At 71.0% G+C, this 23,120-nt stretch carries 22 protein-coding genes and 1 pseudogene; 11 read left to right on the top strand and 12 right to left on the bottom strand.

From position 1 onward, the window contains the following. Window positions 1-176: 176 nt before the first annotated feature. From ACVDFE_RS12545 to ACVDFE_RS12555, 3 genes are read left to right on the top strand one after another with little or no spacing between them, the layout of a single operon-like run. Window positions 177-956: an enoyl-CoA hydratase/isomerase family protein gene (locus tag ACVDFE_RS12545; RefSeq protein ID WP_360391414.1), complete on the top strand. Its 780-nt coding sequence runs from the start codon at window positions 177-179 to the stop codon at window positions 954-956. Next, entirely contained in the window at window positions 946-1,902 is a 957-nt protein-coding gene (locus ACVDFE_RS12550) for a methyltransferase domain-containing protein (RefSeq protein ID WP_458430534.1), read from the top strand. The genes ACVDFE_RS12545 and ACVDFE_RS12550 overlap by 11 nt, the downstream gene beginning before the upstream one ends. Before the next feature lie 4 nt (window positions 1,903-1,906). After that, window positions 1,907-3,067 carry a THUMP-like domain-containing protein gene (locus ACVDFE_RS12555; RefSeq protein ID WP_458430535.1) on the top strand — a complete coding sequence of 387 codons (1,161 nt, stop codon included), beginning with the start codon at window positions 1,907-1,909 and terminating at the stop codon, window positions 3,065-3,067. Between the two features lie 7 nt (window positions 3,068-3,074). Here the strand turns inward: ACVDFE_RS12555 and ACVDFE_RS12560 are convergent, their stop codons facing one another. Then, entirely contained in the window at window positions 3,075-3,653 is a 579-nt protein-coding gene (locus tag ACVDFE_RS12560; RefSeq protein ID WP_458430536.1) for a TetR/AcrR family transcriptional regulator, read from the bottom strand. Window positions 3,654-3,741: 88 nt separating this feature from the next. Between ACVDFE_RS12560 and ACVDFE_RS12565 the strand changes: the two genes are divergently transcribed. Beyond that, the gene (locus ACVDFE_RS12565; RefSeq protein WP_458430537.1) at window positions 3,742-4,155 is read left to right on the top strand and encodes a DUF4267 domain-containing protein; all 414 of its coding nucleotides are present in this window, start codon (window positions 3,742-3,744) and stop codon (window positions 4,153-4,155) included. Here the strand turns inward: ACVDFE_RS12565 and ACVDFE_RS12570 are convergent. The 5 genes from ACVDFE_RS12570 to ACVDFE_RS12590 are packed head-to-tail and all read right to left on the bottom strand — an operon-like array spanning window position 4,067 to window position 11,070. Continuing rightward, entirely contained in the window at window positions 4,067-4,792 is a 726-nt protein-coding gene (locus ACVDFE_RS12570) for a nucleotidyltransferase domain-containing protein (protein ID WP_360391399.1), read from the bottom strand. The genes ACVDFE_RS12565 and ACVDFE_RS12570 overlap by 89 nt on opposite strands. A 40-nt stretch (window positions 4,793-4,832) precedes the next feature. Beyond that, window positions 4,833-8,090, bottom strand: a complete 3,258-nt coding sequence (locus ACVDFE_RS12575) for a GH92 family glycosyl hydrolase (RefSeq protein WP_458430538.1) — start codon at window positions 8,088-8,090, stop codon at window positions 4,833-4,835. A 58-nt stretch (window positions 8,091-8,148) separates the two neighbouring features. After that, window positions 8,149-8,985 (bottom strand): nucleoside hydrolase, encoded by an 837-nt coding sequence (locus ACVDFE_RS12580; protein ID WP_458430539.1) that lies wholly within the window; start codon window positions 8,983-8,985, stop codon window positions 8,149-8,151. A gap of 46 nt (window positions 8,986-9,031) precedes the next feature. Then, window positions 9,032-9,874: a hypothetical protein gene (locus tag ACVDFE_RS12585; protein WP_458430540.1), complete on the bottom strand. Its 843-nt coding sequence runs from the start codon at window positions 9,872-9,874 to the stop codon at window positions 9,032-9,034. A 53-nt stretch (window positions 9,875-9,927) separates the two neighbouring features. After that, window positions 9,928-11,070, bottom strand: coding sequence for a hypothetical protein (locus ACVDFE_RS12590; RefSeq protein ID WP_458430541.1), 1,143 nt, complete (start codon window positions 11,068-11,070; stop codon window positions 9,928-9,930). Window positions 11,071-11,239: 169 nt separating this feature from the next. Here ACVDFE_RS12590 and ACVDFE_RS12595 point away from each other — a divergent pair, with 169 nt between their 5' ends. Beyond that, window positions 11,240-11,995 (top strand): acyltransferase, encoded by a 756-nt coding sequence (locus ACVDFE_RS12595; RefSeq protein ID WP_360391385.1) that lies wholly within the window; start codon window positions 11,240-11,242, stop codon window positions 11,993-11,995. Here the strand turns inward: ACVDFE_RS12595 and ACVDFE_RS12600 are convergent. The 5 genes and pseudogenes from ACVDFE_RS12600 to ACVDFE_RS12620 all read right to left on the bottom strand — a co-directional run bounded on the left by ACVDFE_RS12600 (window position 11,964) and on the right by ACVDFE_RS12620 (window position 17,154). Then, complete coding sequence (locus tag ACVDFE_RS12600) at window positions 11,964-12,719, bottom strand: SGNH/GDSL hydrolase family protein (RefSeq protein ID WP_360391382.1); 756 nt, start codon at window positions 12,717-12,719, stop codon at window positions 11,964-11,966. The two genes, ACVDFE_RS12595 and ACVDFE_RS12600, sit on opposite strands and share 32 nt — an antisense overlap. Window positions 12,720-12,767: 48 nt before the next feature. Continuing rightward, a complete protein-coding gene (locus tag ACVDFE_RS12605; RefSeq protein ID WP_458430542.1) occupies window positions 12,768-14,015 on the bottom strand; it encodes a glycosyltransferase family 4 protein in 1,248 nt (415 codons plus the stop codon). 4 nt (window positions 14,016-14,019) lie between these two features. Then, window positions 14,020-15,481, bottom strand: a pseudogene (locus ACVDFE_RS12610) (1,4-alpha-glucan branching protein domain-containing protein). Next, window positions 15,478-16,206, bottom strand: coding sequence for a class I SAM-dependent methyltransferase (locus ACVDFE_RS12615; RefSeq protein WP_360391375.1), 729 nt, complete (start codon window positions 16,204-16,206; stop codon window positions 15,478-15,480). Before ACVDFE_RS12615 ends, ACVDFE_RS12610 begins: the two are co-directional and overlap by 4 nt. A gap of 105 nt (window positions 16,207-16,311) precedes the next feature. Then, window positions 16,312-17,154, bottom strand: a complete 843-nt coding sequence (locus ACVDFE_RS12620) for a DegV family protein (protein WP_360391372.1) — start codon at window positions 17,152-17,154, stop codon at window positions 16,312-16,314. Between the two features lie 314 nt (window positions 17,155-17,468). Here ACVDFE_RS12620 and ACVDFE_RS12625 point away from each other — a divergent pair, with 314 nt between their 5' ends. The 4 genes from ACVDFE_RS12625 to ACVDFE_RS12640 all read left to right on the top strand — a co-directional run bounded on the left by ACVDFE_RS12625 (window position 17,469) and on the right by ACVDFE_RS12640 (window position 20,039). After that, complete coding sequence (locus tag ACVDFE_RS12625) at window positions 17,469-18,419, top strand: coiled-coil domain-containing protein (RefSeq protein ID WP_360391370.1); 951 nt, start codon at window positions 17,469-17,471, stop codon at window positions 18,417-18,419. Next, window positions 18,416-18,721 carry a hypothetical protein gene (locus ACVDFE_RS12630; RefSeq protein ID WP_458430543.1) on the top strand — a complete coding sequence of 102 codons (306 nt, stop codon included), beginning with the start codon at window positions 18,416-18,418 and terminating at the stop codon, window positions 18,719-18,721. The genes ACVDFE_RS12625 and ACVDFE_RS12630 overlap by 4 nt, the downstream gene beginning before the upstream one ends. A gap of 1 nt (window position 18,722) precedes the next feature. Then, complete coding sequence (locus tag ACVDFE_RS12635) at window positions 18,723-19,142, top strand: hypothetical protein (protein WP_458430544.1); 420 nt, start codon at window positions 18,723-18,725, stop codon at window positions 19,140-19,142. Window positions 19,143-19,238: 96 nt separating this feature from the next. Continuing rightward, window positions 19,239-20,039, top strand: coding sequence for an isocitrate lyase/PEP mutase family protein (locus tag ACVDFE_RS12640; protein WP_458430545.1), 801 nt, complete (start codon window positions 19,239-19,241; stop codon window positions 20,037-20,039). A gap of 237 nt (window positions 20,040-20,276) precedes the next feature. Here the strand turns inward: ACVDFE_RS12640 and ACVDFE_RS12645 are convergent, their stop codons facing one another. After that, window positions 20,277-21,119 carry a DegV family protein gene (locus ACVDFE_RS12645; RefSeq protein ID WP_360391356.1) on the bottom strand — a complete coding sequence of 281 codons (843 nt, stop codon included), beginning with the start codon at window positions 21,117-21,119 and terminating at the stop codon, window positions 20,277-20,279. Window positions 21,120-21,330: 211 nt separating this feature from the next. Here ACVDFE_RS12645 and ACVDFE_RS12650 point away from each other — a divergent pair, with 211 nt between their 5' ends. Both ACVDFE_RS12650 and ACVDFE_RS12655 read left to right on the top strand, forming a co-directional pair. Further along, window positions 21,331-22,113 (top strand): electron transfer flavoprotein subunit beta/FixA family protein, encoded by a 783-nt coding sequence (locus ACVDFE_RS12650; RefSeq protein WP_360391353.1) that lies wholly within the window; start codon window positions 21,331-21,333, stop codon window positions 22,111-22,113. Between the two features lie 13 nt (window positions 22,114-22,126). Next, entirely contained in the window at window positions 22,127-23,080 is a 954-nt protein-coding gene (locus tag ACVDFE_RS12655) for an electron transfer flavoprotein subunit alpha/FixB family protein (protein WP_458430546.1), read from the top strand. Window positions 23,081-23,120 lie beyond the last annotated feature (40 nt).

The following is a 23,120-nucleotide window of genomic DNA, read 5'->3' on the forward strand; positions in this document are numbered from 1 at the left end:
GCTGCTCCGCAGACGGCGGCGAGTTCGCCGGGAAGCCGGTCATCCGGCCGATCACCGGCACCGAATTGGGCTCCGCCGAATCCGGCACCGGCGGTCAGCCGGACGACCGGCGCGAACTCGCGACTACTGCCGGGTAACGTGACACCGCTGTCGCGACAACTGATGGAGGCGCCGTAGTGGCTGAGTTCGTGAGGCTCGAGGTCGAGGACGGGATCGGCACGATCCGCCTGGAGCGGCCGCCGATGAACGCCCTGAACCGGCAGGTGCAGACCGAGCTCCAGGCCGCCGCGAAGGAGGCCTCCGAGCGGTCAGACGTCTACGCGGTGATCGTCTACGGCGGCGAGAAGGTCTTCGCCGCCGGCGCGGACGTCAAGGAGTTCGCGAAGATCTCCCACGCCGAGATGACGCTGCGGGCCAAGGGCCTGTCCGACGCACTCGGCGCGCTGGCCACGGTGCCCAAGCCGACGGTCGCGGCCATCACCGGCTACGCGCTCGGCGGCGGGTTCGAGGTCGCGCTCGGCTGCGACCGGCGCATCGCGGGTGACAACGCCAAGCTCGGCCAGCCCGAGATCCTGCTCGGCCTGATCCCCGGCGGTGGCGGCACGCAGCGCCTCGCCCGGCTGATCGGCCCCGCGAAGACCAAGGACCTGCTCTACACCGGCCGGTTCGTCGGCGCCCAGGAGGCGCTGGAGATCGGCATGGTCGACGAGGTCGTCGCGCCCGACGACGTGTACGCGGCCGCCGTGCGGTGGGCCAAGCAGTTCGTCGGTGGCCCGGTGCTCGCGCTGGCCGCCACCAAGGCCGCCGTCGACGGCGGCCTCGACACGGACCTCGAGTCCGGTCTCAAGCTGGAGAGCCACCTCTTCGCGGCGCTGTTCGCGACCGAGGACAAGAAGGCCGGTGTGGAGTCGTTCATCGAGAACGGCCCCGGGAAGGCGAAGTTCAGTGGCAACTGACCCGGCACCCAACCCGCACGCGACCGAGGAACAGGTCGAGGCGGCCTACCAGGACACCAAGCTCGCCCAGGTGCTCTACCACGACTGGGAGGCGGGCACGTACGACGAGAAGTGGTCGATCTCCTACGACGAGCGCTGCATCACCTACGCGACCGAGCGCTTCCGCGCCGCCGCCGGTGACGCCGGACCGTACGGGCACGCGCTGGAGCTGGGCTGCGGCACCGGCTTCTTCCTGCTGAACCTCATGCAGGGCGGGGTGGTCGAGAAGGGTTCGGTCACCGACCTGTCGCCCGGCATGGTCGAGGTCGCGCTGCGCAACGCCGAGCACCTGGGCCTCGACGTCGACGGCCGGGTCGCCGACGCCGAGCGCATCCCGTACGACGACGACACGTTCGACCTCGTCGTCGGCCACGCGGTGCTGCACCACATCCCCGATGTGGAGGCGGCCATGCGCGAGGTGCTGCGGGTGCTCAAGCCCGGCGGCAAGTTCGTGTTCGCGGGCGACCCGACGAACATCGGCAACTTCTACGCCCGCAGGCTCGGCCAGGCGACGTGGTGGCTCACCACCACCATCACCAAGGCCGTGCCGGTGCTGAACGACTGGCGCCGCCCGCAGGAGGAGCTCGACGAGTCCTCCCGCGCCGCCGCGCTGGAAGCGGTCGTCGACCTGCACACGTTCGACCCCGACCAGCTGGAGGCCACGGCCCGGCGTGCCGGTGCCGTGGGTGTCCGCGCCGTCACCGACGAGCTGTCGGCGGCGTTGTTCGGCTGGCCGGTGCGCACGTTCGAGGCCGCGGTGCCGCGCGAGAAGCTCGGGTTCGGCTGGGCGATGTTCGCCTACCGCACCTGGCAGAACCTCTCCTGGCTCGACCAGAACGTGCTCTCGAAGGTGCTGCCGCGCGAGGTGTTCTACAACGTGTCGATCACCGGCAGGAAGTCGCAGTAGGGCGTTGGGGTACGCGTTCACCTCGGCCGACGTGGCGTTCCTGCGCTCTGCCGCCGGAACCGCCGCTCTCGCCGAGGTGGACGCGCTGCCGTTCACCGACGCCACCCGGCTGCACGACGTCGGTGCCGCCCGCAGGCTGCTCGGCGACGGCTTCGCCCCCGTGGTCGAGACGGTGCTGCTGCGCCGCCGCGCCCGGTCCAAACTGGACGGTGCGCGCGACTGGCTGTTCACCGACGACGCGCTCCAGCAGGCGACCGCCTCCCCGGTCGCGCGGCACCGGGCGGAACGCTTCCGCGGCCGGGACGTCCACGACGTGACGTGCTCGGTCGGCGCTGACCTGGGGGCGTTGCACGAGGTCGCCGCCCGCTGCCTCGGCTCCGACCTCGACCCGGTCCGGCTCGCCATGGCCCGTCACAACGTCCCCGGTGCGCTCGTGGTCCGGGCCGACGCGCTGCGGCCGGTCTCCAGGGCCACCGCGGTCACCGCCGACCCGGCCCGCCGCGACTCCGCCGGCCGCCGCCGCTGGCACCCGCAGGACTTCCTGCCGCCGCTGGACGAGCTGGCCGAGGTGTACGCGCACGCCGACCTGGCGGTGAAGTGCGCGCCCGGCATCGACTTCGCGGTCGCGCCGTGGGCCGACGAGGTCGAGCTGGTGTCGCTGGACGGGTCCGTCCGCGAGGCCTGCCTGTGGACCAGGGGCCTGGCCACACCGGGGGTGTCCCGCCGCGCCACGGTCCTGCACGGCACGGAGGTGTGGACGCTCACCGACGCCGAACCCGACGACTGCCCGGTCGCCCCGCCCGGCGAGTGGCTCGTCGACCCGGACGGCGCCGTCGTGCGCGCGGGCCTGGTGCGGCACTACGCGGCCCGGCACGGCCTGCACCAGCTCGACGAGCGCATCGCCTACCTCAGCGGGCCGGAACCGCCGCCGGGCATCAGGGCGTTCCGCGTGCTCGACCACGCGCACTACACCGAGAAGGCGCTGAAGACGCTGCTGAAGGCGCGCGGGATCGGCCGGGTGGAGATCCTGGTGCGCGGCCTCGACGTCGACCCGAACACGCTGCGCAAGCGCCTCAAGCCCAGCGGTCCCGACGAGGCGTCGGTCGTGCTGACCAGGATCGGGTCCAGGCCGGTCATGCTGCTGTGCCGGGCAGAGCGGACCTGAGCCGGGGTCAGGCCGGGGCGAACGCGGCGAGCACGAGGTCCAGCCGGTCCCCGTCGAGCTCCGGGAGCAACCGCTGCCCGTGGCGCAGCGTGGCGATGCCGTGCAGGGCGCTCCAGAACGCCTCGGCGAGCACGTCGAGGTCGCGGTCGCCTGCGACGGGTTCGAGTGCGGCGACGATCTCGCCGAACGACGTGCGCAGCTCGGCCGGCGTCTCCTCGCTGCCGAACGCGATGTCGATCCGCTGCACGAACATGGCGTCGTAGAGCGCGGGCCGTTCCCCGGCGAACCGCAGGTAGGCCTCGGCGAGCGCGCGCAGCGGGGCGGTGCTGGTGGCAGCGGCGGTGGTGCGCGCGGCGCGCATCCGGCGGCCGAGCTCGGCGAAGCCCTCGACCGCGACCGCGCGCACGATCGCGTCCTTGCCCTTGAAGTGGCTGTAGAGCACCGGCTGGCTGTACTCGACCTTCTCGGCGAGCCGGCGCGTCGTCACCGCGTCCCAGCCGTCCGACTCGGCCAGCTCGCGGGCCGCGTCGATGATCAGCTGGTGCCGCTCTGCTCGTTCGCGCTCCCGGCGCTGCTGGACGGACACGACCCAGAATCTAGCACTGCTAGACAACCGAGCGGCGTTCATTTAGCGTTGCTCGTGTCGCTAGCAGTGCTAGATACTGGAGGGTGTCATGCGGTTGACCACGACCATGGCGTGGCTCGTCGTCGCGGCGGGTTTCGTGTTCGGGCTGAACTTCCTGTTCAACGGGCACGGCGCCGCCGCGGGGTTCGGCATCGCCGACCCGAGCGGCTACTACGTCGTGAAGGGCGTGCGCGACCTGGCGTACGCGTTGACGGCGCTGATCCTGCTGGTGCTGCGGCAGCGGCGGGCGCTCGGCTGGGTGGTGCTCGCGGACGCGGTCATCCCGATCGGCGACTTCTTCTCGGTGGTCACGTCGGGAGGCAGTGCCGCCTACGCGGCCGCGGTGCACGGCTCGGCGGCCGTGCTCGTGCTGATCACGGCCGCACTGCTGCTGCGCGAGTCAGCTCACGCACCGTCCGCACCAGCTGCGGGTCCTCGATCTCCAGCATCAGCAGCCCGCTGAGCACGCGGAACGCCCGCAGCAGCTCCTCCGGCTCGGTGGATCGCGCGAGGGTGGCGCCGAACTCGCCGGCGTCGGACAGGTCGTCGAGGCCGCGGCCCTGCACGGCGGGAAGGCCCCGGCGCAGGCACCGCAACGACATCACGTTGTCGCGCATGGTGTTGACGAGGTGCAGCGCCTGCCACACCCGGCCCCGCGCGAGGCTCGCGCGAACGTGCAGCGCGTGCAGCCACGCCAGGCCGATGAGCTGGCCGCGGTCGGGTGGCCGCACCTTCGGGATGTCGTTGACCTCGCCGAACAGCAACCGGAAGGCGGGCCCGGACGCACCGAACTCCGCCGAGGGCCAGAACGCGAGGTCCACCTGCAGGGTCGTGGCCATCAGGAAGACCCGGAAGAGGGTGGCGCCGTGCTGCACGTCGAGGTGGCTGACCGCGCCGCACGCGTAGAGCAGGTCGGTCCAGTCCTCCACCACGGCGTCCATGTCGCGGTCGACGGACACGGCGAAGTCGAGGTCGGACCAGCGGTCTTCCCGTCCCAGCGCGGACGACCCCGTCAGCGCCGCCCCGACCACCCGCGGGTCGGAGTCGGCGGCGCTGACGAGGTCGTCGCGCAACCGGTCACGTTCGGAAACTGTGAACACGGACCAACACTATTGGTGGTGACTTGAGCCCCGGCTCAGATCACCCCGTGGCCACGGCGAAGACGTGCAGGTCCCCGTCCTCGGGCAGCACGATGCCCTGCAGCACCTTGCCTTCCGGGGCCGTGTACGTCTTCGTCGCGAAGATGTGCGTGGCGACCTTCTCGTTGCCGCCGCCGAGCTGGTTGCGGTACGGGGTGGCGGCGACGACCACGTTGCCGTAGCTCGGGGTGGCCCCGCCGCCGCCCAGCGTCCAGTCGCTGAACCCGATCTCGACCGGTGCCGTGGTGCCGTCGGTGAACGTCACCGTTGCGGTGCGGGTGCGGGCGCCGTTGGCGGCCGAGCCGAGGAACGCGAGCCTCGTGCCGGACAGCGTGAGCTTCTGCTCGTTCGCGGTCACGTTGTCCGGGCGGCCGGCGGGGGAGCCGGGCCAGGTGAACGTGAGCCCGTCGACCGTGCCGGTCTGGCCGGGCACGAGCCCCGCCGTGGCCAGCGCCTGCCGCGAGTAGCTGTAGCCGCCGCCGTCGAAGTCGCCGTCGCCGGTGGCGTCGTCGGAGGCACCGACGTTGTTCACCGCGGCGAGCATGCTGCCCTCCTGCGCGACCTTCGCCGTCATCGGCAGCACGACCGGCTTGGCGGCGCCCTCCACGGTCACCGTGACGGTGAAGTCGTAGAAGCCCTCCGCCGTACCGGCCGCGGCGCTCACCTGGAACGACGACGGCACCGCGCCGGTGGCCGGGGTGAACGTCAGCGACTCGGGGCCGGTGATCGCGTAGGTCGCCTTCGGGTCGCCGTCGTAGAGCTTGACCGCGTTGACCTTCGCCGTGACGGTTCCGCCCGGCGTGACGACGACCTGCTGCGGTTCGACGCTCAGGTAGTAGGGCTGGTCGTGCTTGATCGGCTCTTCGCCGTCGCGGAACGACGGCGGCGCGTCGGCCGCGCCGGTGCCCCAGGACGACGGCTTGGCGCCGAGCACGAAGTCGAGCTTGCCGCCGCGTTCGACGAACGACTCCGGCAGCCAGGTCTTGGTCGCCGTGCGGCCGTTGACCTTCACCGACTGCACGTACTTGTTCGCGGTGCTCGCGCCGGGTGCGGTGATGGTGATGTCCCTGCCGCCACCGCGGTTGATCTTCACCGACGTGAACAGCGGGCTGCTCAGCACCAGCTCGGCGCGCGAGGGCACCTGCGGGTACACGCCCATGGCGGTGAACACGAACCACGACGACATGGCGCCGAGGTCGTCGTTGCCGGGAATGCCGCCGGGGGTGTTCTTCCACAGCGTGTTCACGGTCTCCCGCAACGTCTCCTGCGTCTTCGCGGGCTGACCGGTGTAGTTGTAGAGCCACGGCACGTTCACCGACGGCTCGTTGTCCAGCTCGGACTTCGCGCCGCCCTTGCCGGTGAGCGCCCAGCTGCCGTCGGCGTTGTGGAAGAAGTCGTCGAGCCGCTTGTTCGCGCGGTCCTTGCCGCCCAGCGACTCCACGAGCCCGGCCACGTTGTGCGTGACCATCCAGGTGTACTGGGCGCTGCTGCCCTCGACGAACCCGTTGCCGGTGTCGGGCGTGAAGTCCTTGACCCACGTGCCGTCGGCGTTGCGGTTGCGGACGTAGCCGCCGGTGCTGTGCGCGACCGGGTCGAAGTTGTGCTGCCACCACTGGGACCGCTCGGCGAACGTCTTCGCGGTCCTGCGGTCACCCGTGCGCTCGGCGAGCTGGCTGATCGCGAAGTCGGCCGCGGAGATCTCCAGGGTCTCCGCCGCACCGCCCCAGGCGTTCGACACCGACGGCATGTACCCGTGCTCCAGGTACTTGTCGAGCGACGGCCGCTGACCGACCGACATCACGGCCCAGCCGTCCTTGCTCAGGTCGAGCGGCGTCGGCACGGTGGCCGCCTTGACCAGCGACTTGAGCGAGGCCCGCAGGTCGTAGCCCCGGCCGCCGAACGCGGAGATCGCGGCGAGCGCGATCGGCGCGGGGTCGCCGTTCATCACGTGCGTCCCACCGCTGGCGTGCGTCCAGCGGTCCCAGACGCCACCGTTCTGCTCGGCCTGGTTCAGCAGCGACTGCGCGATGTCCGAGCCGATCTGCGGTTCCAGCAGGGTCAGCAGCTGCAGCTGCGAGCGGTAGACGTCCCAGCCGGAGAACGTGCCGTACTGGGCCTTCTGCCGCTGCCGGTTGACCTTGTGCACCTTGTCGTCGAAGCCGGCGTACTCGCCGTTGACGTCGCTGAAGAGGTTGGGGTGCAACAACGAGTGGTAGAGCGCGGTGTAGAACTTCGTGCGGTCGTCATCGGAGCCGCCGCCGACCTCGATGCGCTTGAGCTGCTGCTGCCACGCGATGTAGGCGTTGTCCCGCATGTCCTCGATGGACTGGCCCTTGTTCTCGGCCCGCAGGTTCGCCCTGGCGTTGTCGAGGCTGACGTAGGAGATGCCGACCTTGACGTTCACCTGCGCGCCCGGCTCGAAGCCGAGGTACGCGCCGGACCCCTTGCCCAGCACCGGCCAGCCGTTCGTGCCGTACGTCGTGCCGCCCTTCGAGGTGGTGCTCCCGGGCGTGACAACGTTGTCCTGGTACGTGCCGACCTCCTTGAACGGCTGGTCGAACTCCGCCACGAAGTGCAGCGTGTAGTAGCTGCGGCGGCCGGCCTGGTTGATGTAGCCGCAGAAGTTGCCGGACGTGACGCTGCCGGTGATCGTGCGCTTCTCTTGGTCCACCGCGGTCTGCGCGTCGGAGGAGCCGACCTGCGACTTGGAGGTGTTGACCAGCACCGTGGCCGGCTTGCCGGCGGGGAAGGTGAACCGCGCGGCACCGGTGCGTTCGGTGGCGGACAGCTCGGCCTTCGCGCCGGACTTGAGCGTCACGTCGTAGCGGCCGGGCTTGGCCACCTCGTCGGCGTGCGCGAACTCGCTGGCGTAGACCGCGTCCGTGGCGTCGGTCGTCGGCGATGTCGTGACGGTGCCGACGTGCGGGAAGATCGGGACGTCCCCGCTGCCGCCCGCGCAGCCCGTGCCGGACATGTGGGTGAGGCTGAACCCGCGGATCTTCGTGGCGTCGTACCGGTACCCGCCGGGGGCCGCGGCGCGCAGGGTGTTGCCGCGGGAGGCCTCCGGGCTGAACGAGAACATGCCGAACGGCACGACCGCGCCGGGGAAGGTGTTCCCGAGGTTGGTCGTGCCGATGAACGGGTTGACGTGTGCTGCCGGGTCCGGCACCACCTGAACCTGGGGCTGAGCGGAGGCAGGGACCACTCCGAACGTCATGGCCACCGCCACCGCAGCTGCCGTGAGGACTCTTCGCTGCATGGTCGCGGACCCTACTTTCCGTGCCCGCTCAACCCCAGAGAGCGACACGAACCTGTCGTCAAACGGACAACCGCTGCTCCATGAACGTCCTCAGCGCGGGCCAGTCGGTGTCCTCCGCGACCGCCACCTGGTGCTTTCCGCCGATCAGCGCGCCTTCGTCGTCGACGTCGAGCAGGTGCGTCTTGAGGGTGAGCGTGCCGGGGATGATCGCCTCGGCGACCGCGACGGCGTCGTGCACGAGGATGCCCTCGTAGTCCGACCGCCCGGCGAGGTAGGCGCGGTAGGTCTCGGTCAGCCCGCTGAGCACCGGGTCGACCGCGTCGAGGAACGCCGGGTCCGCGATGCACCGCTGGGTGAGGTTGAGCGGCACCACGACCGGGTTGCCCCTGCGGACCACCGTGCGCGCCGCCGCCGGGTCGGCCCAGAAGTTGAACTCGGCCCGTTCCGTGGTGTTGCCCAGCCCCAGCCCGCCACCCATGACGACCAGCCGCGGGAACTCCACCCCGGCCTCAACAGCCCTGGCGATGTTGGTCTGCGGCCCGATCGCCGCCACCACGGTCTCGGCCGTGACGTGCTCGCGGAAGAACTCGACGACGTCACCCTCGTGCAGCGCCCTGTCGTTCTCCGGCAAGGTGTGCGCCCGCCCGCCGAGCCCGTCCGCGCCGTGCACGTCCGCGGCCCCGCCCGGCCCCTCCGCACCCCTGACCACGGGCACGTCCGTCCGCCCCAGGTGCGCCAGCAACCGCTGGGCGTTGCGCGTGGTGTGCTCCAGCGGCACGTTGCCGAACACGGTGGTGAGGGCGACCAGCTCGACCTCGGGACTGCGAGCGGCGAGCGCGATCGCGAACGCGTCGTCCACGCCGGGGTCGGTGTCGATGATGAGAGGAATCGCCATGCCCCCAGCCTGCCTCAGACCCGGACTCACCGCGGCCACGTCCGGCTCAGCCCAGATCCTCCAGCGCGGCGACGTATGCGGGAGCAACGAGCCGGATTCGCTCGGCAGGAATGTCACCGGCCAGCGCATCGACCGCGAGCAGCACCCCTGGAGCGGCAGGTCCGCCGAACTGCTCGCGGAGGTACTTGAGTCCGCTCATCGTCACGTCGTCGACCAATGGGCTGTTCACCAGGGTTCGGAACGACGAGATGACCTCTCGTTGAGGTGCTCCCACCATCAGGCGGTACACGTCACCGGCATCCTTGTTGGTCAGCCTGTCCGGGCATCCCAACCGGTCGTGGATCTTGTGCGCCTTGGCGACGAGCAGCGCTGCTGGACCCGCGACGTTCACCTCCGCCGAGCGTCCGCTGCCGTCGAGCGCAGTGATCGTCATCGGCGAGCGGTCGACGCTCGCAGCCTCAAGCCCCGGAACTCTGCGTGCTGTCATTTTGTCGTGCGGCCGGATGTTCGCACTGCGAGTTCCGGACCCAGCCAGCTTCTCGCCGACGAGCAGATCCAGCTCCACGGGAACGACAACACCCCCAACAGATTCTCGGCGCCCCCACAAGCCGGGCTGGTTGGGGACCAGCAGTTCGAAACCCGCCGCCCTCAACCGCTCCTGGATGAGCGGTTCGTCGTCGAGGGTTCGCGGATCGAGTCCCAGATCTCCGTCCGAGGTGAACGCCGGCGTGGAGAGCTGGGCGTGCTGAGTGCGGAGGTACACCGCTTGAGCACCGACAACGGTGATCGAGGCGCGGTGATCCTCCAGCGCTTCCAAGCCGTCGAGAAGAACGTTGCGAGCGACGACGTTCAGGTCAGATCGGTGAACGCCCTCGGGCACCTTGGACACGTGGTTCGGACTTTCTGCTGCACTTGTGGTCAGGTCATCTCGGCGGTGCGTGATCAACCATGACCGGGTGGCAGCCGCCACTCCTGCTCGTGTTCGATCATGTGTTCCAGCACCTTCTCCCCCTCGGCGGGCATCCGGCCTGGACCGGCCAAGCTGTCGAGGGCGAGCTGGCTCAGTGCCACGTAAGGGACTCCCTGGACGTTCCTGGTGCCTTCGAAGACCACCCGGTCGTGGGCGCGAAGAAGCAGGACGTCACCGCCGTCCGCCCGCAGCAGGCCGAGTCTGTCCGCCCAGTGATCCGGGGTGTGCGGCCCAGCCTCGACGTGAAGCATCAACTGCCCGCCCACGGTGTACGGCGCGATCTTGTGCGCAGCGAAGGAGCCGGTGACCGCAATGTCGCCCACATCGGTGTCGGACTGCAGCGCTTCTGCCAGCTGGGCGAGAACAGCGCTTTGGCCGTTGATCGCGACGGTGCTCACGTACGAGTTGTGTCGGAGCAAGTCGTAGGTCTCTGCTCGTGCACGCAGGAGTTCGGGCCATCTGACCTCCGTGATCATCCGCCCGCTTCTGCGGATGAGCAGCTGGTCCTCCAACTGGCCGAGCAGTCGCGACACCCACGGCAGGCTCACCTCTGTGGCATCGGCGATCTGACCTGCCCGGTACGGGGGACACCGATCGACGAGGAACCGAACGACGCGCCCGGCTCGGGCGCCGGCGAGCGTGACGGTCCTCGAGTGCGGAGGCTCTTCGGCGGTCAACGACCTGGGAGCCCTTTGTGCGCCGTGAGTCTCGATGCGAACCGACGGATTGCTGATCGCCATGGACGCGTTGCCCGTCAGGTCCAGGTACGAGATCCCCTGCTCACGCAATGCTTGCTGGGTGCGAGCACTGATCCACGGTGATGTGACCAGCAGTGTCTGATGGCCTCCCGTGTGGTGCAGGACGTCGTTGATCTGCCTGAGCTGTGTCTCGACGTGACGGGGGGTGAGAGCCGTCCGTGCGATCACCAGCAGCTCGGCGAACCGCTGTTGGTCGGGCGGAGTTATCTGAACCCGGCTGTTGATCACCGCGCCGTCCGTCCAGGAGCTGTCGGGCTCCGGAAGCGCGGTCACCTCCCATCCGGTCCCCAGGAGTTCCCGCAGGGCACGGAGTGCCTGCTCAAGCACAGTGTCAGGTGTGGCGTCCGGCTCATCCACCCGTTCTCCTCTCCGAGGGTGCCTGACTCTAGTAAAACTTGCCTTGAATCGTAACTTGTCTCTGCGGCAAAAGTATGGTTTTTGGGCAAGCTTGCGGCAGTCGGATGGTTGTCTCACCCGCGAAACACTGCTGATCAGGCAATTGCCGGCTGAAGTTACAGTGCCGTGCATGACTTCGATGTGGGGCGCACCCGTGTGGACCAGGTGGGCCAGGTCGCGCCGGGATCCGCAGCAGGCGCGCTTCCTCACGATGGCGTCGTTGCGCTGGGTCCTGCGCCACCGCGCCTACACGCCCTGGTACCTGGTGCGGTACTGGCGGCTGCTCAGGTTCCGGCTGCTCAACCCGCACGTGGTGCTGCGGGGCATGGTGTTCTTCGGCAAGCGCGTCGACGTGATGGCGCGGCCGGGGTACGGGCGGCTGGAGATCGGGCGGTGGGTGCACATCGGGGACGGCAACGCCATCCGGTGCCACGAGGGGTCGTTGCGGATCGGCGACAAGGTCGTGTTCGGCAAGGACAACACGGTCAACTGCTACCTCGACGTCGAGATCGGGGCGTCCAGCCTGGTCGCGGACTGGGTGTACATCTGCGACTTCGACCACAAGACCGAGGACATCACCTTGCCGATCAAGGACCAGGGCATCGTGAAGTCGCCGGTGCGGATCGGGCCGGACTGCTGGCTCGGCGCCAAGGTCACGGTGCTGCGCGGCACGCGGGTCGGGCGTGGGTGCGTGCTCGGTGCGCACGCGGTGGTGCGCGGGGACGTGCCGGACTTCAAGATCGCGGTCGGCGCGCCCGCCCGCGTGGTGCGGGACCGGCGCGCCGACTACGAGGCGGACGCGCAGCGCCGGGCGGACGTCGCCGACATGGCGCGCAAGGCCCAGGAGGCGCTGGCTAGGCGAGCGGAAGAAGCTGCGGACGCTTAGGCGTGAAGCCGTCGCCGGGCTGGCGGCCGATCAGCCTGTTGCGCGAGCGCGAGTAGGCGACCGGGAGGACCTGGTCGCGCAGCCACCGCCAGTGGTCCCACAGCGACGCGCCGGCCGCGGCGCCGGGCAGCGGTGCCGTCCAGGCCGGGTCGAACGGCACGTCCAGCGCGGACAGCAGGTGCCCGGCCAGCCGCCGGTGGCCCAGCGACGACAGGTGCAGGCGGTCGGGGCCGAAGTAGCGCGAGTCGTTGACGCACTCGTCGGCCCACACGTCCACCAGCAGCACGCCGTACCGGGCCGCCGCCGCGCGCACCGCGGCGTTCAGGGCCTCGATGCGCGGGCGCATGCGCCGGCCGAACGGCATCCGGTGCGAGATGTCGCTCAACGTGAACACGGCGACGGTCGGCGCCAGCGACGACACGGCGGACACCACCGCGTCGACCCGGTCGGCGATCTGGGCGCAGGTCGCGCCGGACATCACGTCGTTGCCGCCGCCGAAGAGCACGAGCAGGTCCGGTGACAGCTCGGCGGCGAGCGGCACCTGTTCGGCGAGCATCTGGTCGAGCCGGCGTCCGCGCACGCCGAGGTTGGCGTAGCGGAAACCGGGCGCGTCCAGCACGGACGCCACCCGGTCAGCCCAGCCGCGGTACGCGCCGTCGGGCAGCAGGTCGTCCAGGCCCTCGGTGCAGCTGTCCCCGAGTGCCACGAAGCGTTGGTATCTCATTCAGTCCCCGGTCACCTCTCGTTCACGTGGCCGCGGACTGTACTGGAGCTAGGTGAACAGATTTCCCGTCGCGATCTTGGGACGGCCCAGCACCCGCGGCTCGCGCACGACGGCCGACGCGTAGACCTCCGCCGTGCCCGCCGCGATCGTGGCCCAGTTGAAGTCCGTTGCGAGCCGTGCCTTGGCGGCGCGCGCACGGGTGGCAGCGGCCGCTGGGTCCGACAGCACGGCGCGCACCGCACGGGCCAGCCCGTCCACGTCACCGGGCGCGAACGACAGCCCGGTCACCCCGTCCAGCACGACCTCGCCCAGGCCGCCCGCCGTCGAGGCCACCAGCGGTGTCCCGGCGGCGGCCGCCTCCAGGGCCACGATGCCGAACGGCTCGTACCGCGACGGCAGCACGACCGCGTTCGCGGCGGTGAGCAGCGCGGCGAGCGACCGGTCGGACAGGTGCCCCACGAACTCCACCGCCCGCAGCACCCGGTGCTTGCGCGCCTGCTCCCGCAGCCACTCCGTCTGCGAACCACCACCGGCCACCACGACCCGCGTGCCCCGGAACGCCCTGCGGATCCGCGGCAGCGCGGCGATCAGGTCCTGGACGCCCTTCTCCCACTCGATCCGGCCGAAGAACAGCAGCAGCGGGTCGCCGTGCGGGGCGTGCCGCCGCCGGGCCGCACCGACGTCCGCCGGGCGCACCCGCCAGCCGCCGGGCTCGATGCCGTTGTGCAGCACGGAGACGTCCGCGGTGTCCACTTCGAACAGGTGCGCCACCTCCCGGCGCATCGCCGACGAGCACGTGATCAGCGCGTCGGCCCGGTTCGCGAGCCACCACTCCACCGAGTGCACCTGCTGGTTCAGCGGGTGCGAGAGCCAGCCGGAGTGCCGGCCCGCCTCGGTCGCGTGCACCGTGGCCACCAGCGGTACGCCGTGGGCCTCCGCGAGCGCGATGGCCGGGTGCGAGACCAGCCAGTCGTGCGCGTGCACCACGTCCGGTCGCCACGGTGCCAGCGCCAGCCCGGCGCGGACCATCGCGTGGCCCATCGCGAGCGTCCACGCCACGAGGTCCTTCTCGAACACCAGGTGCGCGGGGTCCTCGGCGACCCGGACGAGCCGCACGCCCTCGCTCTCCACGTCCGCGGTGGGGTGCGTGACCGCGTCGGTGCCGGACGGTTGCCGGCACAGCACGACGACCTCGTGCCCCTGCGCGGCCAGCTGTGTCGCGAGCGCGTGGACGTGCCTGCCCAGCCCGCCGACGACCACCGGCGGGTACTCCCACGACAACATCAGCACGCGCATGCCGTTACCTCATTCCTCGCGCGTCCAGCTGCCCGAACGGGCCGTCCGCCGCGCGGAAGCTCCGCCGCCCTCGCCCGGCCCCGGCCACTTCTGGCCAGCGCGGCGAGCTCGCTGAACCGGTCGCTGTGAATCTTCGCGCGGTACCGCGCGTAGTCGGCGGCCGAGTCCTTCGTGACCATGAACGCCCAGTCGCTCGACAACGCCAGCAACGCCTCGCGCACCGCCTGGTCCAGCACCGGGTCCCTGGTGGTGCCGGAGAGGTCGAGCTCCAGCAGCTCCCGCTGCACCGCCGCGTTCAGCGACACGACGTCGGCGACCTGCGCGCCGTCCCAGACCCGCCAGTCCTTGCCGCTGCCCCACGAGGAGGCGGGCAGCTCGACCGGCGCGCCCACGTGGCCGGCCTCGACGGCGCCGCGCAGCGTCGTCACGCGCACACCGGCCTCCGGCAACGCGCGCAGCACGCCCTCCAGCCACATCGGACCCTCGTGCCACCAGTGCCCGTACAGCTCGGTGTCGTAGGCCGCCACGACCAGTCCGCCGTCGATCGCGCGCAACCGCCGCACGACCGTGCCGACGAAGTCCTCGACGTGCCGTTCGATCGCCTCGCGGGCGAGCAGCGGGTCGTAGGGCCGCTTGTCCTGCGGCGCCACGTTCTTGCCGGTCACCCGCGCCGGCTTCAGGCCGGTGGGGTGGTCGAAGGTGTGGAAGTCCCGGTAGGCCGCGTCACCCGGATAGCCGACCTTGGGCGACCAGACGCGGTAGGACACCTCCAGGTCGCGGCCGAACGCGAGCACGTCGGACGAGCCGACCGGGTGCGCGGTGGACGTGTCGCCGTGCAACGCGGGCCCGTCGACCAGGAACCGCCGCACGCCCGCCGCCGCGTACCCGGTCTCCATGCCCGGCGAGTAGCCGCACTCGGGCGCCCAGATGCCCTCCGGCGCGCGGCCGACCCGCAGTGCCGTGTCGTCCAGGCCGGTCCGCAGCGCGAACGCCCGCACCCGCGGGTCCAGCAGCGGCTGGAACGGGTGCGTGGCGGGTCCGCCGAGCAGCTCGACGGTCTGGGAGTCCACAAGGGACCGCAGGATCGGCGAGAACCCGTGCCGCCACCGGGTCTCGAACTGCTCCAGCGCCCAGGCCGAGGCGCGGTGCTCGTAGGCCGACAGCTCCGGCAGCCGCCGTCCGGCGTACTGGGAGCGCAGGTGCCAGTTGCCGAGCCAGTCGTGCGCGCCGCGCAGGCAGTACGGGTCGTCCAGCTGTGCGGCCAGCACCGGCGTGACGCCCAGGGTCAGCACGTCGTGGCGGCCCTCGTCGGCGAAGCGCCGCAGCATGTCCACGACGGGCAGGTACGAGTGCGCCCAGGCCTGGTAGAGCCACTCCTCGCCGACCGGCCACGCGCCGTGGTGGGCGAGCCAGGGCAGGTGGCTGTGCAGCACCAGGCAGAAGGTGCCCTCGTGCCCGCCCGTCACGCGCGCACCGCCACGGCCACCAGGTCGAGGCTGGTGTCCAGGTCCGCGGAGGTGATGTCGAAGTCGTCCACCGTCACCGACTCGACGGCCTCCTTGAGCTCAGCCGGCCAGGGCGCGCCGGACAGGGCGACCTCGACCTGTGCGTCGATGATCCGTCCACCGAGGAGCGAGTCGAGCCTCGGTCCGTGACGCAGCCCGCTCAGTTCGTCAACGGCGAAACCGGCCGCCCGCAACATGTCGTCCAGTTCGGACGGAGCCAGCTCCCTGGTGTGGAACGGGTTCAGCGGCGTGTCCTGGCCGGGGGAGAACGTGAGCCGGTTCGGCGTGGTCACGATCAGCGTGCCGCCGGGCCGCAGCACGCGCCGGCACTCCGCGAGGAACTGCTCCTGGTCCCACAGGTGCTCGATCACCTGCAGGTTCGCCACCACGTCCACGGAGCCGGTGCGCAGCGGCAGCGTCGCCAGGTTGCCGCGCAGCACGTCGAGCCGCGGGTACGTGCGGGCGACGTGCCGCGAGGTCAGCTCGTCGTAGTCGAGCGCGACGACCCGCCGCGCGACCGTGCGGATCAGCTGGGCGCCGTAGCCCTCGCCGCAGCCGGCCTCCAGCACCACGGCGTCCGCGCAGTGGCCGATGAGGTGTAGGTATGCGGCCTCGTGCCTGCGGAACCAGTAATTCTCTTCCGCGATGCCGGGTACCGTGCGTTCGCCGGTCAGGGGGAGGGTCACGCCCGCCAGGTTACTTGCCAGTAGTGACAGTCGGTACCGCGGAGCACCCGGTCACCTCCCCGCTGCACGGGCCTCCGCGGTGCCTGGACGAGCATCCCGGCGCGGTCAGAAGGGCGAGACCGTGACCGCCAGCGCGCCGGGACCCACATTCGCGCCGATCGCCGCGCTCACCTGGGTCAGCACGATGTCGCGGGCGTGCGGGATCCGCCTCTGCAGCATCTGCAGCAGCTCCTGACCCTCCTGCTCGGCGGCGAAGTGCTCCACCGCGAGGTCCACGTCACGGCCGTGGGCCAGTGCCACGGCCTTGTCGGCGAGCTTGGACAGCGCCCGGTCGCGGCCGACGACCTTGCCGAACGGCTCCACCTCGCCGTTGACGACCGTCAGCAGCGGCTTGACCGAGAGCGCGTCGCCGAAGAGCTTCGCCGTCGCGCTCACCCGGCCGGCCTTGCGCAGGTAGTGCAGCGTGTCGACGTAGATCAGCACGTGCGCGTCGCGGCCGCGCTGCTCGGCGACGCTGCGGGCGTGCTGCACGTTGCCGCCGGTCTGAGCGATCCGCGCCGCGGCGAGCGCCGCGAAACCGAGGGTCATGCCCGACGAGTGCGAGTCCACGATGAACACCGGCACGCGCGACTTGGCCGCTGCCGCCTTCGCCGCGTCCGTCGCGGGGGAGAGCTTCGGGCTCACGTGGACCGACACGATCGTCTCCGCGCCCTTGGCCCACGCGTCCTGGTAGGCCCAGAAGAACGCGTCCGGCGCCGGCGGCTGGGTCGTGATCGGGATCTCCGCCTGCAACGCCTGCAGCAGGCGCTCGGTCGGCACGTACGCCTCGTCGATCAACTCCGATCCGATCTTCAGCTGCATCGGCACGGTGATGATGTTGAACCGGTCGGCCAGCCGGGCCGGGAGTGACGCGGTCGAGTCGGTGACGACGGCTACACGTGAGGACACGGGAAGGAAGGTTAACGAAGCGTGATCGCTTGAACCACTGGCGAAGGATGGCAATTCGTGTGACGTATGCCTGCATCGTCGCTTTCCGTACACGACGAACGCACGGAGTGAACACCACAGAAAGGGCGACCCGCTTACACAATCGGGTGACTGACGGCCTGGTGGAGTTGATCTAGGATCTCCGTGTTTGCCCTGCAAGGAACCGTGTTCCCGACCGCCGCCGGAGACCCTACGGTCCTTTGTCGACACTGGTTGGAGCGTGGTCAACTCGGTACGCTCGCACAATCTTCCGCGGTGTGAGTGAGCAGGTGACCATGGGTGCAAAAGGGCACGAGATAGTTCCGCTGCACGCCGGTTTCGACGTTGTCCACCGAGGTTTTCACCGACGTCAGGTCATCGACCACATCGAGAATCTCGAGGAGCAGCTCCGCTTCACGAGCCTCGACCGGGCCGAAGCGCTCGCGCAGGCCGCCGATCTGCGCCGGCTCCTGGAGACGACGCGCCAGGACCTCGCCGAGGCGCGCGCCAGGATCGAGCGGCTGGAGTCCACCCCCGGGTCGCACGCGAGCGCCACCGAACGGATGCACCGCATGCTCCGCCTCGCCGAGGACGAGGCGGCGGAGATGCACCTGCGGGCCGGCCGCGAGTGCGCCGACCTCCGCCTGCGCACCGAGGCCGAGTGCGCCGCGCTGGTCGCCGAGGCCGAGCGCGAGTCCGCCGCCCTGCGGGCCGAGGCCGAGTCCGAGCTGCGCGAGACCCGCCGCCAGTGCTCCTCCCGTGCCGCCGCCATGGACGAGCGCGAGGTCGAGCTGGAGCGCCGCTGCGCCGACCTGGAGGCCCAGCACCGGCAGCGCGCCGACCAGGTCGAGCGCGAGTGCGCCGAAGCGGTGGAGCAGGCCCAGTCCGACGCCGACCGGCTGCTGCGCGAGACCGCGCTGGCGTGCAGCTCGCTGGAGGCCGACGCCGAGCGCAAGCGCGAGAAGGCCCAGCGGTTCTTCGAGCTGACCACGACCCGGCGCCGCACCGAGGCCGCGCAGCACCTGGAGCAGCAGGAGGCGCTGGCCCGCGCCCGCGCCGGGTTCGTGGTGACGATGGCCTGCCGCGAGTCGAACCGCCGCCTCGCCGAGGTGGCGCGGGAGGTGGACGAGCTGCGCGAGCTGCGCCGAGTCGTGCACTCGCAGCTGTCGGCCGCCCGTGCCGCCCTGACCGCCGCCGCCGACCAGGTCGCGCCCGCGCTGATACCGGAGCAGGTGGCCGCCTCGTGAGGCAGTGGGTGCCGCTCGTGCTGGGGGCGGTGCTGGTGCCCGCCGCGGTCACGGCCGCCGGCTTCTCGGTCGCGGGCGAGGAGCTGACGACCGCGCTGTCGCCGTCCCCCGCCACACCGCCGCCGCCACCCGCGGGGCCGGTGCCGCTCCCGGCCTTCCTGCCACCGCTGCGGATGGAGCGGCCCGCCCCGCTGCTCGTCCCGGCGGCCGTCGCGCAGCAGAACGTGCGGTGGGCGTCGCCCGCGGTGCCGCGCACCGTCTCCGGTGGCGCCGTCACCCTCGTCGGACAGGCAGGAGCCTGAGGTGGCCGGTGCCGTCGAGATCGTGTTCGGGTTGTGCTTGCTGTCCTTCACCCTGGGGGCGGCGCTGATGTACGTCGTGACGCGCCGCCGCGAGGACGCCGAGGAGACGCGGCCGGGTCCGGCGGTCGACGCGTGGGTGCCGCAGCCGATGCCGGACGCCGACTACGACACCCGGCCGATCCACCGCAACGCCGTGGTGGGCCTGCGGCGGGCGGAGCCGGAACCCGAGCCGGAGCCGGTGGTGGAAGCGGTGCCCGAACCCGGACCGGAACCCGTTGACGAGGAACCGGCCGAGGCCGTGTTGCCGCCCCCGCCAGGACCCCAGTCCGCCGAGCACACCACGTGGGCCGAGCGGGACGAGTTCCGGGAGCGCTACCTGCGGACGTTCGACGAGGTGCGGCGCAAGGCCGGCAGCAACTGAGCGGACGGCCCGCGACCTCGTGGCAGATGTTGGAAACCCGCGGTAGATGTCGGAAAACTGCCGGACTCGCGCGGTCCCGGCTGCTATCACTTGATCATGACTTCCAGCTCCGACCGCACGCAGCTCTTCCACGCCCTGCACCGGCAGCCGCCCCTGGTGCTCCCCAACGCCTGGGACGTGGCCTCGGCGCTGATCGTCGAGGCCGCCGGCGCGCAGGCCGTCGCCACCACGAGCGCCGGTGTCGCGTGGAGCCTCGGCGCCCCCGACGGCGACCGGCTCGACCGCGACCTGGCGGTGGACCTCGTCGCGAGGATCGCGAAGGCCGTGTCCGTGCCGGTGACCGCGGACATCGAGGCCGGGTTCGGCGAGACCGCCGACGAGGTGCGCGCGACCCTCGCGGCGGTCGCCGCCGCCGGTGCGTCCGGTGTGAACGTCGAGGACGGGTACGGCAGCGCGCTCCGGTCCGTCGAGGAGCAGTCCGAACGACTGCGCGCGGCACGGGAGGGCGCACCGGAGCTCTACCTCAACGCCCGCGTCGACGTCTTCCTGCGCGGTGTCGGCGACCCGGCTGACCGGCTCGGCGAGACCCTGCGGCGGGCGGAGGCGTACCTGGCGGCGGGCGCGAGCGGCATCTTCGTGCCGGGGGTGACCGACCTCGCCGACGTGGCGGAGCTGGCGAAGAACATCGCGGCACCGCTCAACGTCCTCGCGGGTCCCGGCGCGCCCGCCACGGCGGAGCTGGCACAGGCGGGCGCGGCCAGGATCAGCGTCGGCACCGCGCTCGCCTCCGCCGCTTACGCCGTGGCGAAGAAGGCGGCGGAGGAGCTGCTGAGCGCCGGCACGTACGACAGCACGAGGGACGGCTTGGGGTACGGGGAGCTGAACGAGCTGTTCTAGTACCTGTCAGCCGGTCTAGTACTTCTTCTTGCCGCCACTGCGGAACTTGCGCAGCAGCTGCTCCGCCTGCGCGCGGCGGCGGGGGTCGCGGGAGAAGCTCACGTGCCTTGTCCTGCAGTCGGCGCCCCGAAGGGCTGTGCAGGAACTTGGTGATCTTGTCCATGAACGCCATCGGGTCCTCCAGGTGTCCGTTACGTCCATTTCAACGCAACACGGGGTACCTGGAGTTCCCGGACGTCACACCGGCGAAACGGTGATGCCCAGCGCACCGGGGCCCACGTGGGCGCCGATGGCCGAGCTGACCTGCGTCAGCATGAACTGGCGGACGTTGGGCACACCGCGCCGCAGCTTGCCCAGCAGCCGCTGCGCCCTCTCCAGCGCGTCGAAGTGCTCGACCGCGATGTCGACCTGGTCGGTGCCCGCGCGCTTGATCGCGATGTCCAGCATCCGGTTCAGCGCGCGGTCGGCGCCGATCACCCGGTCCAGCGGGGTGATCTGGGCGTCGGACATGGTCAGCAGCGGCTTGAGCGACAGCGCGGAGCCCACGAGCGCCGCCGCGGCACCGATCTTGCCGCCGCGCCGCAGGTATTCGAGCGTGTCGACGTAGATCAGCTCGGTGGACCGGTCGTAGCGGCGCTGGGCCGTCTCGATCACGCGCTCGACGGTCCCGCCGGCCTCGGCCACCTTGGCGGCGGCCTGGACCGCGTAGCCGATGCTCATCCCGCAGGTGTGGGTGTCGACGACGTGCACGGGGACGCGCGACTGCGCGGCGGCGGTGCGGGCGGCGTCCACGGTGGCGGAGAGCCGGCCGGAGACGTGCACCGACACGATGGCCTGGACGCCCTGGGCGGCGAGGTCTCCGTAGGTCCAGAAGAAGGCGCCCGGATCCGGCGGGATCGTCTCGACGGGCACGTTCGCGCGCATGGCCGACACGAGGTCGGGAACCGGGACGCGGGCCTCGTCGTCGGTGTGGTCGCCGATCCTGACCTGGATCTGCACGACCTCGATGCCGAGCTGGTCGGTCAGGTGAGCCGGGAGGCAGGCCGTGGAGTCGGTCACTACTACTACTCGCCGGTACATGTCCGCGCAGGTTACTCGCCCGAATGGGGTACGTCTCAATCGGTGGTGCGACCGGGTGAGAACCGTCACGCTAGCGGAGTGCTTGCTCCCGTTTGCACCGCTGCTACTGGCGGGTAACATCCGGGTGATGGCAGGGTCGTGAACACCCGGCGGCGCAGTTCTGAAGTCCTCTGCGCGTCGCCGCCCGTCCGCAGGAGGTCGAAGAGGACCTATGAACATTGTTGTCCTGGTCAAGCAGGTGCCTGACACCTGGTCCGAGCGCAAGCTCACCGACGCCGACCACACCCTTGACCGCGAGTCCGCGGATGCAGTGCTCGACGAGATCAACGAGCGCGCCGTCGAAGAGGCCCTGCAGCTGCAGGAGGCCCACGGCGGTGAGGTGACCGTGATCGCGATGGGTCCCGACCGCGCCACCGACGCCATCCGCAAGGCCCTCTCGATGGGTGCCGACAAGGCCATCCACGTGAACGACGAGGCGCTGCACGGCTCCGACTCGCTGGCCACCGCGAAGGTCCTCGCCAAGGCCATCGGCACCGTCGAGGGCGTGGACCTCGTCATCGCCGGCAACGAGGCGACCGACGGCCGCGCGGGCGCCGTCCCGGCCATCATCGCCGAGCTGCTGGGCCTGCCGCAGGTCACCCAGCTGCGCAAGGTCACCGTCGAGGGCACCACGATCAAGGGCGAGCGCGAGACCGACGAGGGCGTCGCGTTCCTCGAGGCGTCGCTGCCCGCCGTGATCTCGGTGACCGAGAAGATCAACGAGCCGCGCTACCCCTCCTTCAAGGGCATCATGGCCGCGAAGAAGAAGCCCGTCTCCACGGTCTCGATCGCGGACCTGGGCGTCGACGCGGCCGAGGTCGGCCTGTCCGGTGCGTGGACCCAGGTGCTCGAAGCGGCCCCGAAGCCGCCGCGCACCGCCGGTCAGCGCGTCGAGGACGGCGGCGACGGCGGCGCGAAGATCGCCGAGTACCTCGTCGGCCAGAAGCTCATCTGAGGGAGTGGAAACCATGTCTGAAGTACTGGTCCTGGTCGACCACGTCGACGGCGAGGTCAAGAAGGTCAGCTACGAGCTGCTCACGGCCGCCCGTCGCCTCGGCACCCCGTCCGCGGTCGTCGTCGGTGCCCCCGGCACCGCCGCCAAGGTCCGCGAGTCGCTCGGCAGGTACGGCGCGGCCAAGGTCTACGCCGTCGAGTCCGACGACGCCGTCAACTACCTGGTGACGCCGAAGGTCGACGCGCTCGCCGCCCTCGCCCCGAACGCCGCCGCGGTGCTCGTCTCCGCGACCGCAGAGGGCAAGGAGGTCGCGGGCCGCCTGGCCGTGCGCATCGGCTCCGGCTGGCTCGTCGACGTCGTGGACGTCGAGGCCGACGGCACCGGCGTGCAGTCCATCTTCGGTGGCGCGTTCGTCGTCAAGGCGAAGGTCAGCCAGGGCACCCCGGTCATCACGGTCCGCCCCGGCGGCGTCGACGCCGAGGAGTCCGCCGCGGACGCCGCGCTCGACGAGTCGGTCTCCGTGTCCGTGGACACCGCCAAGGCCGCCCGCGTCACCTCCCGCGAGGCCGTGGTCGGCGGCGACCGCCCCGAGCTCACCGAGGCCTCCGTGGTCGTCTCCGGTGGCCGCGGCGTCGGCTCCGCCGAGAAGTTCTCCGTCGTCGAGGAGCTCGCCGACTCGCTCGGTGCCGCCGTCGGTGCCTCGCGCGCCGCGGTCGACTCGGGCTACTACCCGCACCAGTTCCAGGTGGGCCAGACCGGCAAGACGGTCTCGCCGCAGCTGTACGTGGCGCTGGGCATCTCCGGTGCCATCCAGCACCGCGCGGGCATGCAGACCTCGAAGACGATCGTCGCGGTCAACAAGGACCCCGAGGCCCCGATCTTCGAGATCGCCGACTTCGGCGTGGTGGGCGACCTGTTCGCCGTCGCACCGCAGCTGACCGGCGAGGTCCAGAAGCGCAAGGGCTGAGCACGACCAGCTCACCGGAAGGGCCGTCCCGTGCGCGGGG

Source organism: Lentzea chajnantorensis, from assembly GCF_054300775.1.